The following is a 14,246-nucleotide window of genomic DNA, read 5'->3' on the forward strand; positions in this document are numbered from 1 at the left end:
TGCACGTCAGGGCTGGCAGACCACATCTGCCACGATGACGCCATGGCTCCGGGCAACCTCGCGCGCGACCAGATCGTCGCGGCGTTGCGCGAAGCCGGATGCGTCTTCGCCGAGGACGAGGCCGAGCTGATCTTGGCGGCTGCTGGAAGTGTCGACAAGATAGCGTCGATGCTGCGGCAGCGGGTCGCGGGCGTGCCGCTGGAGGTCATCGTCGGCTGGGCCGAGTTCTGTGGTCTGCGTCTGACGGTCGAGCCTGGTGTGTTCGTGCCACGGCGCCGGACCGAGGTCGTCGCGCGCGAGGCAGTCGCACGCGCCCGACCCGGGGCGGTCGTGGTCGATCTGTGCTGTGGGACGGGTGCCGTCGCCGCCGCGATCCACGCCGCGGTCGACGGGCTCGAGCTGTACGCCGTGGACATCGAACCGGCAGCCGTGCGCTGCGCCCGTCGCAACCTGGAGCAGCTCGGGGGGATCGTGCTCGAGGGTGACCTCTTCGCGCCGCTGCCCGAGGGACTGATCGGACGGGTCGACCTGCTGGTCGTCAACGCGCCCTACGTTCCCACCGACGCCATCGCGCTGATGCCGCCCGAGGCGCGCGAGCACGAGCCGCGCGTGACGCTGGACGGCGGAGCGGACGGTGTCGACGTGCAGCGACGAGTCGCCGCCGAGGCCCGGCGTTGGCTCGCGCCCGGCGGTCAGCTGCTGGTCGAGACCAGCCGCGACCAGTCGGTGCGCACGTGCGAGGCGTTCGCGGCCGGTGGCTTCACCGCGCAGGTGCGGCGGGCCGAGGACATCGACGGGACCGTCGTGATCGGTGCGGCGATGGTGGCCAGCACGGGCCGAGCCACTGTCGGCAGCGACTGACACAGTGGGGCCATGCCTTCGTCGACGACCACCGCCCTGGATGCCACGACAGCCCTGCGGCAGCTGACCGGGCGCGACGACGCAGGCTTCCACGACGGCCAGCTCGAGGCGATTCAGGCCCTGGTCGACGATCGGCGTCGCGCCCTTGTCGTGCAGCGCACCGGATGGGGCAAGTCGGCGGTCTACTTCATCGCGACTCTCCTGCTTCGGCAGCGCGGAGCGGGTCCGACCCTCCTGGTGTCGCCTCTGCTGGCGCTGATGCGCGACCAGGTCGCCGCTGCTGCGAGCGCAGGCGTACGCGCCGTGGCGATCAACTCGGCCAATGCGCACGAGTGGGAGCAGACGCGGGCCATGCTCGCCGCTGACGAGGTCGACATCCTGCTGGTCTCGCCCGAGCGACTCAACAACCCGCGATTCCGCGACGAGCAGCTGCCGGACCTGATCGGGCGCATGGGGATGCTGGTCGTCGACGAGGCACACTGCATCTCGGACTGGGGCCACGACTTCCGACCCGACTACCGCCGCCTGGCCGAGCTGATCGGTCAGCTTCCCGTAGATCTGCCCGTGCTGGCCACGACCGCCACCGCCAACACCCGGGTCGTGACCGACGTCGCCGAGCAGCTCGGAGCGGCCGATCAGGTGCTGACAATTCGAGGTTCGCTCGCACGCACCTCTCTGCGCCTCGGTGTGTTGACCCTGCCCGGCCCACGCGACCGGCTCGGTTGGCTGCTCAGCCACCTTGCCGAGCTGCCCGGGAGCGGCATCATCTACGCGCTCACGGTGTCCGCGGCTGAAGACACCGCCCGGTCGCTGCGTGAGGGCGGCCACCAGGTCCGGGCCTACACCGGCCGAACAGATCCCGAGCAGCGCGAGGAGCTCGAGCGCCAGCTCAAGGACAACGAGCTCAAGGCACTGGTCGCGACCAGCGCACTTGGCATGGGCTTCGACAAGCCCGATCTGGGGTTCGTGGTCCACCTCGGCGCCCCGTCCTCGCCAGTTGCCTACTATCAGCAGGTTGGCAGGGCCGGCCGTGCGACCGACAACGCCGACGTGCTCCTGCTGCCGGGTCGTGAGGACGCCGAGATCTGGCACTACTTCGCCACCTCGTCGATGCCGAGCCCCGAGCGGGCCGCGGCCGTCATCAGCGAGCTCGGCGACAAGCCCGTGTCGACTCCCGCGCTGGAGGCGCTGGTCAATCTCCGCCGCACACCGCTCGAGCTGCTGCTCAAGGTGCTCGACGTCGACGGTGTCGTACGGCGCGTGACAGGCGGGTGGGTCGCTACCGGTCAGCCCTGGACGTACGACCGAGACCGTTATGCGCGGATCTCCGAGGCCCGCCTGGCCGAGCAGGCGTCGATGGTCGACTACGAGAGCTCGGCGACCTGCCGGATGGAGATGCTGCAGACCGATCTCGACGATCCGACCGCGACACCGTGCGGCCGCTGCGACAACTGCGCTGGGGCATGGTTCCCCACCGACGTTCGGGCTGACGCCGTGAAGGTTGCAGCCAGCACGCTCGACCGGGTCGGCATCGAGATAGAGCCTCGCGCGCAGTGGCCCACGGGTGCAGCTCGGCTCGGCGTCGAGGCCAAGGGCAAGATTGCCGTGGAGGAACGGGCCGAGCCCGGTCGTGCCGTGGCCAGACTCACCGACCTGGGGTGGGGTGGCGTGCTGCGTGAGCTGTTCGCAGCCGGAGTGCAGGATGCGCCGGTCACCGAAGAGTTGCTCGGAGCGTGCGTGCGGGTGCTCAAGGATTGGGGCTGGGCCGAGCGTCCCGCGGCGGTGGTCCGCATACCCTCGCGCTCACGCCCCCAGCTGGTCGACTCGCTGGCGCGGGGCATCGCTCGCATTGGCCAGCTCGAGGACCTCGGCGCACTGAGCCAGCTCGGCGAAGGACCGCGCAACGGACCCGGAGGCAACAGCGCCTACCGACTCGCTGACGTGTGGGACACCTTCGGGGTGGATGCAGATCTGGCGACCGGCCTTGCCGGCCTGGGTGGCCGGCCCGTGCTGCTGGTCGACGACCGGGTGGACAGCCGCTGGACGATGACCGTCGCAGCCCGCGAGCTGCGCCGCCACGGCGCCGGCTCGGTCCTTCCGCTCTGTCTGGCGGTCATCGCTTGAGCGACGGCGCGTCTCGCTAGAGTGCGGACATGCCCACTCTGCGCGACGTCGTCGGCGTTCTTGACAGCCTCTACGACCCACGCTGGGCGGACGACTGGGATGCGGTGGGCACCGTCGCCGGCGACCCGGGCGCCGAGATCGGCAAGATCCTGTTCGCGGTCGATCCGGTCCAGTCGGTCGTTGACGAGGCCATCGCCTGGGGTGCTGACCTGGTCGTGACCCATCACCCGCTCTGGCTCAAGGGAGTCACCTCGGTCGCTGCCGACTCACCCAAGGGCAGGGTTGTCCACGACCTGATCAGTCATGGCATCGCGTTGCACACGTGCCACACGAACGCCGACTGTCCACCGTTGGGTGTCTCGGAGTCGATGGCGTTGGTCCTGGGTCTGACGGACGTGCGCCCGCTCGAACCCGATCCCGCCGATCCCGTTGATGCCTGGGTCGTGCACGTACCCGAGGGCGATGCGGACGCAGTCGCGGCGGCGATGCACGGCGCTGGCGCGGGTGCGATCGGTGACTATGACCTCGCCCAGTTCCAGTCCACCGGGACCGGGTCGTTCCGTCCGTTGGCCGGTGCCGATCCGGCGATCGGACGCGTCGGAACTGTCGAGCACGTGTCCGAGATCCGGATCGCGATGATCGCCGACCGCCGGCTGCGCACGGCTGTGCGCACGGCGCTGCTGGCCGCGCACCCGTACGAGGAGGTCGCCCACGAGGTGCTCGAGATCGCCGACCGGAGCTCAGATCGGGGGAGCGGTCGCATCGGCGTGCTGCCGGAGTCGACCACGTTGGGAGACTTCGCCGAGCGGATCGTCGAACGACTGCCGTCCCATCACAGTGCGACACGCATCGCCGGCGATCTCACCCGCCCGGTCCGCACGGTCGCTCTGTGTGGGGGGTCGGGAGACTTCCTGCTCGCCACCGCGGATGCTGCCGGCGCAGATGTCTACGTGACCTCTGACCTGCGTCACCACCCGGTCAGCGAGCACCTCGAGAAGCCGGATGCATGTGCCGTCGTCGACGTGCCGCACTGGGCCGCGGAGTGGACCTGGCTGCCGGTCGCCTCGGCTGCGCTCACGGAGCGGCTGGCCGGCATCGAGGTCGCGGTGTCGGCGATCGTCACCGACCCCTGGACCTCGGCGATCGCGACCGCCCGGTGATTCGACCAGTCCCGCTGATCGAGGCGCTGCGCGCCGGCGCTGCGCTGGCGATGGAGGGTGGTCTGGCTCGCCCTGTCGGTCCCCGCACCGTCGTGCGGCTCGCCGCGGCTGGGTTGCGGCACCAGGTCTCGGCGTCCGCCCTGCTGGCGCTGAGCGCGGCGCAGTGGCCGGACCGCGCTTGCATCATCGACGACGACGGCCCGACTTCGTACGCCGAGGTCTACGCCCGAACCAGCAATCTGGCCGGCGCGTTGCGGTCCGGCGGCGTGACTCACGGCAGCCGGGTCGGCGTGATGTGCCGCAACCATGTGGGGTTCGTCGTGGCAAGCTTCGCTGCGCTGTGGGCCGATGCCGAGCTCGTGCTGGTCAACACCGACTTCAGTGGCCCACAGCTCGGCGCGGTCGCTGCCGATCAGGGGCTGGATCTCATCGTCCACGACGAGGAGTTCGCCGGTCGCATCTCGATCGCGGGCCTCGACGACATCGCGGTGATCGCCGACCGCCCGGGTCCGGGTTCGATGGCGGCGCTCGAGGCTCTTGCGCTCCCGCCGCCCCGCACCGGCGGCCGACACGGGCGCTTGGTGATCCTGACATCGGGCACCACCGGCGCACCCAAGGGATCGCGGCGGGACGCGGATCTGCTCGGTGCGCTGGCACCGGTCAGCTCCCTGCTGCGAGGCATCGGGCTGCGCAGCGGTGACCCGGTGCTGATCGCCCCGCCGGTCTTCCACGGGTTCGGGTTGGCCTACCTGCTGATGAGTCTGGCGCTTGGCTGCCCGGTCGTGCTGACTCGCCGGTTCGAGGCCGAGGACGTGCTGCGCCGGGTGGAGCGCGACCGGGTCGCGGTCGTGTTCGCGGTGCCAGTCATGTTGAACCGACTGCTCGACGTGCCGAAGGAGCTCCGATCCACTCTCGACCTCTCGAGCCTGCGCGCCGTTCAGTCCGGTGCCGCACCGCTGGCGCCCGCGCTGGCGGATCGCTTCATGGACGCCTTCGGCGACGTGCTGCACGACGTCTACGGATCGACAGAGACCGGTTGGTCGACGCTGGCCACCCCGGCCGATCTCCGGGCGGCCGCCGGGACGGTTGGCCGTTCGCTCCGTGGGGTGTCGGTGCGGATCCTCGACGCAGACGACGGACGACTGCCGCCGGGCGCGATCGGTGGGATCTTCATCTCCAGCGGCATGACGGCGCCCACGTACACCAGCGGCGGGGGCAAGCGGATCGTCGACGGCCACGTCAGCACGGGGGACCTTGGCCACCTGGACGCATCAGGCCGACTGTTCATCGACGGGCGGGAGGACGACATGATCGTCTCGGGCGGCGAGAATGTCTTCCCCGGTGAGGTCGAGGACCTGCTCGACGCTCACCCTGCGGTCCAGGAGGCCTACGTCCATGGGGTCGACGACCAGGAGTTCGGGCAGCGACTGCGTGCCGTCGTCGTACTGAGCGCGGGTGCGGAGCTCTCGGAGGCTGAGGTCCGCAGCTACGTGCGGGAGCGCCTGGCTCGCTACAAGGTGCCTCGGGACGTCGAGTTCACCGAAGCACTCGAGCGCACCGCGACGGGGAAGGTCAAACGGGTACGGTAGCCCTTGTGAACGCCGACCCCACCGCCCAGTCCGCGCTGCTCGACCTGCAGGCGCAGGACTCCGTCCTCGCTCAGCTGGAGCACCGCCGGAAGACCCTTCCCGAGCACGCATCGATCGAGGAGCTGCAGGCCAGGGCGAGGGAGATCGACGGCCAGCGCATCGAGGCCGACACCCAGGTGACCGACCTCAGCGCGGCGCAGCGAAAGGCCGATGCCGAGGTCGAGCAGGTCAAGGCCCGCCGCACCCGCGACGAGGAGCGGCTCAACTCCGGCGCGATCAGCAATCCCAAGGATCTGGAGAGCCTCCAGCACGAGCTCGTCGCGCTCCAGCGCCGCATCTCCACGCTCGAGGACGACGAGCTCGAGGTGATGGAGTCGCTCGAGGAGGCGCAGGGGCGGTTGCTCGCCGCCGAGGCCGACCTCGGCCAGGTCAACGAGGACCTCGCGCAGGCGACCGCCGCGCGTGACGCCGCGATCCGGGTGCTCGACGAGCAGGCCGCTGATGCCCAGGCCGACCGCGGCCAGGCGGCGTCTGCCGTGCCGCCGGAACTGATCGCCCTGTACGACAAGTCCCGCGCGCAGTACGGCGGTCTCGGCGCGGCTGCTCTTCGGGCGAAGCGCTGCGAGGGTTGCCGACTGGAGATCAACGGCGCCGACCTGCGCGAGATTGCCGCTGCGCCCGAGGACGAAGTCCTGCGATGCCCCGAGTGTGGCCGAATCCTGATCCGCACACCCGAGTCTGGTCTGTGATTTCTCGGATCATCATCGAGGCCGACGGTGGCTCCCGCGGCAACCCAGGTCCAGCGTCCTACGGCGCCCTGGTCCGGGACGCCCACACCGGCGCTGTCATCGCGCAGCGCGGCGAGACGATCGGGATCGCGACCAACAACGTCGCGGAGTACTCCGGCTTGATCGCCGGGCTCGAGCTGGCGCGTGAGCACGTTCCTGAGGCCTCCGAGGTCGAGGTGCGGATGGATTCCAAGCTGGTCGTCGAGCAGATGGCCGGTCGGTGGAAGGTCAAGCACGCGAGCATGAAGCCGCTGGCGCTGCGCGCTGGGGAACTCGCGCCCCCGGGCGTCATCTGGACCTGGGTGCCCCGCGAGCAGAACCGGGCTGCGGACGCCCTGGCCAACGCCGCGCTGGATGACGCCGCAGCCGGTGGTAGCGGCCGGGTCGGCGATTCGGCCGAGATCCGCGCTGCGCAGATGGGCCCGGCGGCCACGTGGCGAGCGAGTGCGGACGCCAAGCCCACCACCGTGATCCTGTTGCGCCACGGCGTGACGTCATCCACCGAGCGCAAGCTGTTCTGTGGCAGCGGTGGGTCCGATCCGGGACTGACACCGTCGGGTCAGCAGCAGGCCGAGTCCGCTGCGGCATGGATCGCACGTCGCGGGGGAGTCGATGCGATCGTCTCCTCGCCGCTGCGGCGCACCCGCGAGACCGCGGCGGCGGTGTCACGCGCGGTGGGGTTGGATGTCGAGCTCGAAGCAGGTCTGGCCGAGGCCTCGTTCGGCGAGTGGGACGGCCACAGCTTTGCCGAGATCATGCAGCGCTGGCCGGGTGAGCTCGACGACTGGCTCGGGTCGACCGCGGTCGCGCCACCCGGGGGCGAAGCTTTCGACGCTGTCCACGAGCGGGTCTCGGCGGCGCGCGACCGACTCGTGCAGCAGCACGCAGGCCGAACGATCGTCGCGGTGAGCCACGTGACGCCCATCAAGCTGCTCGTCCGGCTTGCCCTCGACGCGCCGATGCAGGTCATCTACAAGATGGAGCTGGCGCCCGCATCCGTGACCACGATCCAGTGGCACCCGGACGGCGCAGCATCGCTGCGCAACTTCAACGTCGTCCCCGACTAGACCTCGGCCACGACGACGTCGAGCCGCTGTCCGTCGCGCTCGACAGTCCAACCGAGATCGCCGAGCAGCGTGTGCAGTGCGTCGACACTGCTGGGATCTGCACCGGACTCAAGCAGTCCCCGGACGATCCGGCCCTTCGTCGCCTTGTTGAAGTGGCTCACGATCCGACGTGTGCCGTTGTGCTCGTGCAAGATGCGCATCGTGGCGGTGCGGTCGGCCATCGCGGCTGGGGGTCGGCCCAGCGCGGTGTAAGCGCCGGAGCGCAGGTCGATCAGAAGACCGTCGCCGGTCTGCTCGGAGATGACCCGAGGCAACCGTGTTCGCCACCGCCCCGGCACGGTTCCGAGCCGCGGGAGGGTCACGCTGCCCGACAACCGGTAGGCCGGGATGGGATCGCCGGGACGCAACAGCCCGAACAGGCCGCTGGCGATCGCTATCGAGACGTCGGCACGCTTGCGCGCCGCGTCATCCAGGCTCGACACGTCCAGCTCACCGAACAGCACGCCAGTGTAGATCGCGTCGGCACGTGCCGTGGGCTCGTCCAGCAGCGCTGCGTTGATCGCGATCGCCTCGGCCTGGGTGGCACCGAGTCCGAGCACCTCCATGGCCCGCTGGGGCCTACCGGCGGAGAGTCTCACCAGAGCTCTGAGAAGCTGAGCGCGAACGGGGTTCAGGCTGGGGAAGGACAGCGAGCCCAGATCCAGTGGAGCTCCCGAGGTGGGACGACTCTTGCCTTCGGAGGGTGGGAGCAGGATCAGCACGCGACGACCCTATCCGTGCCACGGAGGTTGGCGTTCACAGCCAGCCGGCACCGTCTGCGATGAGCAGGACGCCGAACACGACGAAGGCCAGGGTCGCGCCGATCGTGATGATCCGATCCGGGAGGTGGCGGCCGAGAACCGCTCCCACCACGATGGCCATCGCATCAGCCAGGACCATGCCGACCGTGCTCCCGATCCATGTGCCCAGCCAGCCCTCCTGCGTCGCGAGGGTGATCGTGGCCAGCATGGTCTTGTCTCCCAGCTCAGCCAGGAAGAACGCGATGCCGATCGCCACGATGGCCACGCCCTTGCGAGCTCCTGCTCGGGTGGCCTCCTCCTCGCTGAGCTCGTCGCCCCGCCATGTCCACGCGGCGAAGATCAGGAACGCGAACCCAGCGATGATCGAGACGACGTGCTGACTCCCGGCAAGGCTGTCGCCGATCCACGCGCCGATTCCCACCGAGGCCAGGTGCACGATCGCGGTTGCGATGGTGATTCCCAGCAGCACGTCACGCATGCGGTGGCGCGTGGCGAATGTCATCGCCATCAGCTGGCTCTTGTCACCGAGCTCGGCCACGAAGATCACGGCGGTGCTCAGCAGGAACGCGTACATGGATCAGGCCCCTCGTCCGCCTGGACGAAGAGCCTGGGATGACAAGCCTTCGACCAGGCATCGTCAATGACAACTCTGGTCGAAAGTCTCGTCCGCCACGAGCCCGAGACAACTCGGGGCCTTGGCCTGCTGCACCGGACTCCGCAGATTCGCGGAGTCAGCATGTCGACACAGCCGTTGGGGACTACTCCCTTTCGTGCTCCCAGCCTATCGGACGTCCACTCGGGGCGCAGGACCGGTAGGATCGGCGACGCGAATGAGTCGGCCGGGCGGCCGCGGCGTCCACCGTGAGGTGTGGCGTCGAGGAAAGTCCGGACTCCGTAGAGCGGCGGTGGTGGCCAACAGCCACCCACGGCGACGTGCGGGACAGTGCCACAGAAATCAAACCGCCAGCGGCCTTCGCTTGATCCTCGGTGAGCTTGCTCGCCAACGGTGACGGCGCAGGTGCGGGTAAGGGTGAAACGGTGAGGTAAGAGCTCACCAGCGCTCCGGGTGACCGGGGCGGCTAGGTAAACCCCACCGGGAGCAAGACCAAGAGGGCCTTCGGGCCTGCGCTGACGGGCTGCTCGTCCAATGTCAGCGGGTAGGTCGCACGAGGCGTCCAGCAATGGGCGTCCCAGATGGATGGTCGCCCGGGCTTCGGCCCGACAGGATCCGGCTTACAGGCCGGCTCATTCGCCCCACCGGTCGTGAGCGCTGCTCAGCCGGCGTCTGCGAGGTGCAGGGAGAGCTGGATCGCCAAGGCATCGAATTGCCAGGTGATCTCACGCACGATGTCGACCACGTCGGGGTCGTCCGAGTCGATCGTGACGATCAGGTGGCGGTTGTCGCCCCAGCCGGGTGCATCGATCGTCACGTCCGGAAGAGCGCCGAGCGCCAGAGAAACCGTCGTGAATGCCTCATCGCTACTCATCTGCATGTTGAGTACGACTCGGTGCATGGGATTCCTTCCGCTGGCTCGTCGTACCCGTAGAACGATTTCGGCGGTCAGAAGTTAGCGGATGCGGGCTGCTGGGCTCCACGTATCGTTGAACGGGAAGCACCGATGGTGACCATCGGGCGGACACCACACGTCGAACCACCCAGGAGATCATCCATGACTGTCCCCACGATCGTCCTGAACAATGGCGTCTCGATTCCGCAGCTCGGATTCGGGGTCTACCAGATCGATCCGGACGAGACCAAGGATGCGACGCTCGCGGCCCTCGAGATCGGTTACCGCCACATCGACACCGCACAGATGTACGGCAACGAGGCAGGTGTCGGCGAAGCTGTCCGCGCGTCCGGCCTGGATCGTGCCGAGGTGTTCGTGACGAGCAAGCTCAACAACGCATTTCACGCGCACGACGATGCGATCAAGGCCTTCGACGAGTCGCTCGAGCGCCTTGGCTTCGATCAGCTCGACCTCTTTCTGATCCACTGGCCCCTTCCGGGAATCGACGTGGACTTCGTCGAGACCTGGAAGGCACTCGAGGAGATCTATCGCTCCGGCCGTGCCAAGTCGATAGGCGTGTCCAACTTCCAGCCGAGCCATCTGCGCCGGCTGATCCAGGACACCGAGATCGTCCCCGCGGTCAATCAGATCGAGGTACATCCGTACCTCACCCAGGACGAGGTGCGCTCGGTCAACTCCGAGCACGGCGTCGCCACCGAGGCATGGTCACCGATCGCACAGGGCATGGTGCTCGACGACCACGCGATCACCGGTATCGCGGCCGAGCAGGGCAAGACCGTCGCCCAGGTCGTGCTTCGCTGGCACATTCAGCGCGGCGACATCGTCTTCCCCAAGTCGGTGACTCGCAGCCGGATCGAGGAGAACTTCGACCTGTTCGACTTCGAGCTGTCCGAGGGAGACATGGGCTTGATCACCGCGCTGGACAAAGGCCACCGCACGGGCCCGGATCCTGACAGGTTCAACTACATTCCCTGATCGGTTCCTCGGCGCGCTGTCACGAACAGTTACACGGCAGTGCGCTGACGGGCTACGCTTCGGGCCATGACTGAACACCACAGCCCCGAGCCGCCGTCGTCCTTCACCTACGCGGTGGGCGTCGGGCTCGGCGCCCTGATCGGTGGCGCCGTCGGGCTCTTCCTCGGGGGAAACTACTTTCTGCCTTCGTTGTTGATCGGCGCAGCCGTCGGCATCATCGTGTCGCACCTGGTCAAGGCGTTCATGCACTGACTCGCTAGGACAGGGTCAGAATTTCCGCACCCTGGGCGGTGACGAGAAGCGTGTGCTCGAACTGGGCGGTCCGCGACTTGTCCTGGGTCGCGGCGGTCCAGCCGTCGTCCCACATGTCCCATTCGATCGAGCCGAGGGTGAGCATGGGCTCGATCGTGAAGGTCATCCCTTCCTCGATCACGGTGTCGTACGACGGATCGTCATAGTGGGGAATGACCAGCCCGTCATGGAACGCCGGTCCGACGCCGTGACCGGTGAAGTCACGGACGACCCCGTAGCCGAAGCGCTTGGCGTACGACTCGATCACCCGGCCGATCACGTTGATCTCACGTCCGGGCTTGACCGCTCGGATCGCCCGCATCGTCGCTTCGTGGGTGCGCTCGACCAACAGCCGGGACTCCTGGGCGACGTCGCCGACGAGATAGGTCTTGTTGGTGTCACCATGGACGCCGTCGATGAATGCGGTGATGTCGATGTTGACGATGTCGCCGTCCTCGAGCGGACGGTTGTCGGGGATGCCGTGGCAGATGACCTCGTTGACGCTGCTGCACAGCGACTTGGGATAGCCGCGATAGCCCAGGGTCGATGGGTACGCGTCGTGGTCGACCAGGAACTCGTGACCGACACGGTCCAGCTCGTCGGTCGTGACGCCGGGCGCGATCGCGGCCTCGACCGCATCGAGCGCCTGTGCCGCGATGCGGCCCGCCACGCGCATCGCGGCGATCGTCGCCCCATCGCGCACGGAAGATCCGCGATAGGGAAGGGGAGCGATCTGGCCGACATACTCCGGACGCTCGATCGAGGCGGGAACCGCGCGTTCTGGGGACACTCGGCCGGCAGTCAGGACAGTCACCCAGTGAGTCTAGGGGCCGCAGAACAACGCCGCTTGGGGCAGGATGGACGCATGACCGATGCGAAATTCTATTACTGCACCAAGCACGACCGGGTCGAGGGCGAGGAGGGTTGTCGCGCCGCCGACCGGCTCGGGCCTTACGACACCGAGGCTGAAGCTTCCCGCGCGCTGGAGATCGCCGCCGAGCGCACCGAGGAGTGGGACAACGACCCGGACTGGAACGACGACGCGGCTTCCACGCCCAAGGAATGAGTCGTCGCCGCGTCCAGCTCGATCGTTCCGGCCCGTGGATCGCGATCGTCGGGCTCTTCATGGTGCTGTGGTGCTCGGTGTCGACGGTCCTGTTCGCGCCCTGGTGGGGAGTCGTGCTGGCCCTGTTGTTGCTGGTGCCGCAGGTCTGGCTGGTCGCTCGTTGGGCTCGCTCCCGCCCGCGGCTGACGATCGCGGTGCCGGCTGGGGGACTGCTGCTTTGGGTCGGGCTCGCCTGGATCGGCGCAACGCAGTGGGGTTGGAGCCCGTGAGTCAGCTCTCGAAGCTGTGCTCGGCAGCCGGGAAGGCGCTGGACTTCACGTCCGCGACGTAGGCCCGGGTCGCGTCGAGCATCACCGAGTGCAGATCGGCGTACTTCTTGACGAATCGCGGCACCCGTCCGGTCGTGATGCCCAGCATGTCGGTCCACACCAGGACCTGTGCGTCGCAGTCGACGCCAGCGCCGATGCCGATCGTCGGAATGCGCAGGGCTGCTGTGACCTGCGCGGCAACTGGCGCTGGCACCATCTCCATCACGATGGCGAATGCCCCGGCCTCCTGGAGCGCCTGCGCCTCCTCGATCAGCCGGCTCGCCCCGTCACCCCGGCCCTGTACGCGGTAGCCGCCGAGGTTGTGCTCTGCCTGAGGGGTGAAGCCGATGTGCGCACAGACCGGGATCCCAGCGTCGGTCAGCAGCTTGACCTGCGGCACCATCGCCAGCCCGCCCTCGAGCTTGACGGCGTGCGCGCCAGCCTCCTTCATGAACCGCACTGCGGTGTGAAAGGCCTGCTCCGGCGAGCCCTGGTAGGACCCGAACGGTAGGTCGGCGAGGACCAGGGCGTACTTGGCCGAGCGGGAGACGGCCCGCACCAGCGGGATGAGCTCGTCGACGGTGACCGGCAGCGAGGTGCCGTTGGCGAAGACATTGTTGGATGCTGAGTCGCCCACCAGCAGCACTTCTACGCCTGCGTCGTCGAAGATCGCGGCGGTGTTCTGCTCGTAGGCCGTCAGCATCGTCCACTTCTCACCCTGTTGCTTCATCTGCTGCAGGTGGTGGGTGCGGATGCGTCTGCGGGTCGTGGGCTCTGCGGCGGCAGGTCCCGTGCCGTAGGGAGCGGTCTCTTCCGGGGTGGCGTCGGCCATGGGTGATCTCCTTGTCGTCTCGCAGCTCCTCGCGGAGTCCACGGATTGCGTCCAGCCTGCCAGATCCGCCGGGCAGTGACCGGGAGTGTGAAGCAATTCATACTCAGTTGATGGGTGCGGTGTCCAAGCCCGCCGGGCATCGTTGCTGCCATTCTCGTGGGACGTACGTTTTGATGAGTGGCCTCGCAGCTGCGGGCTCGCGTGCCACAGTATGACGATGAGCGCTGACGAACTCGCCGTGGCAATGAGGAAATTCGACGACGCGGTCCAGCAACGGGACCGCGAGGCAGCGGACGAAGTGCTCGACGAGGACTTCGCGCTGGTCCTCGTGCATCCTGTGCCCGCCGCGATGGGTCGAGACCGATGGCTGGAGGTCCTTGCGGACTACCACGTGCACTCCTACAGCATCGAGCAGCAGCGCATCGATCAGTCCGACGAGATGGCGGCGGTGCTGACCCTGGTCCGCATGCACGCCACGGTCCTCGGCCAGGACCGCAGCGGCTTGTTCGTGTTCAGCGATGTCTGGCGGCTCCGGGAGGGCCGCTGGCGCGTCTGGCGTCGACACTCGTCCCCGCTGACAGCGGGTGACCTGCCCGGAGCCTGAGGTCCCTCGGCGCGAGGCGACAGGTGCGTCGTTCGGCTGCCAAGGAGTGGGGCGGCTTGGCCCGAACTTGATGTGGCACGCGTCGTACTGCATCGTGTGGGTGGTCGTGTCGATCCGACCACGTTCGTTCGAGGTGTCCATTGCAGGCACCATCGCCCGATTCGAGGAGTCATCACCGTGCGCACCCTGATTGTCACCACGTTCATCTCCCTGGACGGCGTCATGGAGGCGCCTGGCGGTGAGGACGGGTAC

At 68.2% G+C, this 14,246-nt stretch carries 16 protein-coding genes and 1 other RNA gene; 12 read left to right on the top strand and 5 right to left on the bottom strand.

Annotated elements, in window-relative coordinates; all coding sequences use genetic code 11:
• Positions 1–42 precede the first annotated feature (42 nt).
• The 6 genes from WB461_RS02445 to WB461_RS02470 are packed head-to-tail and all read left to right on the top strand — an operon-like array spanning position 43 to position 7,589.
• The gene (locus WB461_RS02445; RefSeq protein ID WP_423851132.1) at positions 43–861 is read left to right on the top strand and encodes a putative protein N(5)-glutamine methyltransferase; all 819 of its coding nucleotides are present in this window, start codon (positions 43–45) and stop codon (positions 859–861) included.
• Positions 862–873: 12 nt separating this feature from the next.
• The gene (locus WB461_RS02450; protein WP_423851133.1) at positions 874–2,985 is read left to right on the top strand and encodes a RecQ family ATP-dependent DNA helicase; all 2,112 of its coding nucleotides are present in this window, start codon (positions 874–876) and stop codon (positions 2,983–2,985) included.
• Positions 2,986–3,014: 29 nt separating this feature from the next.
• The gene (locus WB461_RS02455; protein ID WP_423851134.1) at positions 3,015–4,145 is read left to right on the top strand and encodes a Nif3-like dinuclear metal center hexameric protein; all 1,131 of its coding nucleotides are present in this window, start codon (positions 3,015–3,017) and stop codon (positions 4,143–4,145) included.
• Positions 4,142–5,734, top strand: a complete 1,593-nt coding sequence (locus WB461_RS02460; RefSeq protein ID WP_423851135.1) for an AMP-binding protein — start codon at positions 4,142–4,144, stop codon at positions 5,732–5,734. The genes WB461_RS02455 and WB461_RS02460 overlap by 4 nt, the downstream gene beginning before the upstream one ends.
• 5 nt (positions 5,735–5,739) lie before the next feature.
• On the top strand, positions 5,740–6,483 hold the full coding sequence (locus WB461_RS02465) for a zinc ribbon domain-containing protein (RefSeq protein WP_423851136.1): 744 nt from the start codon (positions 5,740–5,742) through the stop codon (positions 6,481–6,483).
• Entirely contained in the window at positions 6,480–7,589 is a 1,110-nt protein-coding gene (locus tag WB461_RS02470) for a bifunctional RNase H/acid phosphatase (RefSeq protein WP_423851137.1), read from the top strand. Before WB461_RS02465 ends, WB461_RS02470 begins: the two co-directional genes overlap by 4 nt.
• Here the strand turns inward: WB461_RS02470 and WB461_RS02475 are convergent.
• Together WB461_RS02475 and WB461_RS02480 are read right to left on the bottom strand one after the other, a co-directional pair.
• Positions 7,586–8,350 carry a YaaA family protein gene (locus tag WB461_RS02475; RefSeq protein ID WP_423851138.1) on the bottom strand — a complete coding sequence of 255 codons (765 nt, stop codon included), beginning with the start codon at positions 8,348–8,350 and terminating at the stop codon, positions 7,586–7,588. The two genes, WB461_RS02470 and WB461_RS02475, sit on opposite strands and share 4 nt — an antisense overlap.
• Positions 8,351–8,384: 34 nt before the next feature.
• A complete protein-coding gene (locus WB461_RS02480; RefSeq protein WP_423851139.1) occupies positions 8,385–8,963 on the bottom strand; it encodes a TMEM165/GDT1 family protein in 579 nt (192 codons plus the stop codon).
• Positions 8,964–9,220: 257 nt separating this feature from the next.
• Here WB461_RS02480 and rnpB point away from each other — a divergent pair.
• Positions 9,221–9,641, top strand: an RNA gene (gene rnpB, locus WB461_RS02485) — RNase P RNA component class A.
• Between the two features lie 22 nt (positions 9,642–9,663).
• Here the strand turns inward: rnpB and WB461_RS02490 are convergent.
• On the bottom strand, positions 9,664–9,903 hold the full coding sequence (locus tag WB461_RS02490) for a hypothetical protein (RefSeq protein WP_423851140.1): 240 nt from the start codon (positions 9,901–9,903) through the stop codon (positions 9,664–9,666).
• 156 nt (positions 9,904–10,059) lie between these two features.
• On the opposite strand from WB461_RS02490, the gene WB461_RS02495 reads away from it, so the two are divergent.
• Positions 10,060–10,893, top strand: a complete 834-nt coding sequence (locus tag WB461_RS02495; protein ID WP_423851141.1) for an aldo/keto reductase — start codon at positions 10,060–10,062, stop codon at positions 10,891–10,893.
• A gap of 66 nt (positions 10,894–10,959) precedes the next feature.
• On the top strand, positions 10,960–11,145 hold the full coding sequence (locus WB461_RS02500; protein WP_423851142.1) for a hypothetical protein: 186 nt from the start codon (positions 10,960–10,962) through the stop codon (positions 11,143–11,145).
• 4 nt (positions 11,146–11,149) lie between these two features.
• On the opposite strand, the gene map is transcribed toward WB461_RS02500, so the two are convergent.
• Positions 11,150–11,998: a type I methionyl aminopeptidase gene (gene map / locus WB461_RS02505; protein ID WP_423851143.1), complete on the bottom strand. Its 849-nt coding sequence runs from the start codon at positions 11,996–11,998 to the stop codon at positions 11,150–11,152.
• Between the two features lie 51 nt (positions 11,999–12,049).
• On the opposite strand from map, the gene WB461_RS02510 reads away from it, so the two are divergent.
• Positions 12,050–12,250, top strand: coding sequence for a hypothetical protein (locus WB461_RS02510; protein WP_423851144.1), 201 nt, complete (start codon positions 12,050–12,052; stop codon positions 12,248–12,250).
• On the top strand, positions 12,247–12,519 hold the full coding sequence (locus WB461_RS02515; protein ID WP_423851145.1) for a hypothetical protein: 273 nt from the start codon (positions 12,247–12,249) through the stop codon (positions 12,517–12,519). Before WB461_RS02510 ends, WB461_RS02515 begins: the two co-directional genes overlap by 4 nt.
• A gap of 1 nt (position 12,520) precedes the next feature.
• Here WB461_RS02515 and panB read toward each other — a convergent pair whose 3' ends face one another.
• Positions 12,521–13,390, bottom strand: a complete 870-nt coding sequence (panB, locus tag WB461_RS02520; protein WP_423851146.1) for a 3-methyl-2-oxobutanoate hydroxymethyltransferase — start codon at positions 13,388–13,390, stop codon at positions 12,521–12,523.
• A gap of 217 nt (positions 13,391–13,607) precedes the next feature.
• Here panB and WB461_RS02525 point away from each other — a divergent pair, with 217 nt between their 5' ends.
• Positions 13,608–13,994, top strand: a complete 387-nt coding sequence (locus WB461_RS02525; protein ID WP_423851147.1) for a nuclear transport factor 2 family protein — start codon at positions 13,608–13,610, stop codon at positions 13,992–13,994.
• The last annotated feature ends 252 nt before the right edge of the window (positions 13,995–14,246 follow it).

The sequence above is a fragment of the Aeromicrobium sp. genome (genome assembly GCF_049587115.1).
In the GTDB taxonomy this organism is placed as follows: domain Bacteria; phylum Actinomycetota; class Actinomycetes; order Propionibacteriales; family Nocardioidaceae; genus Aeromicrobium.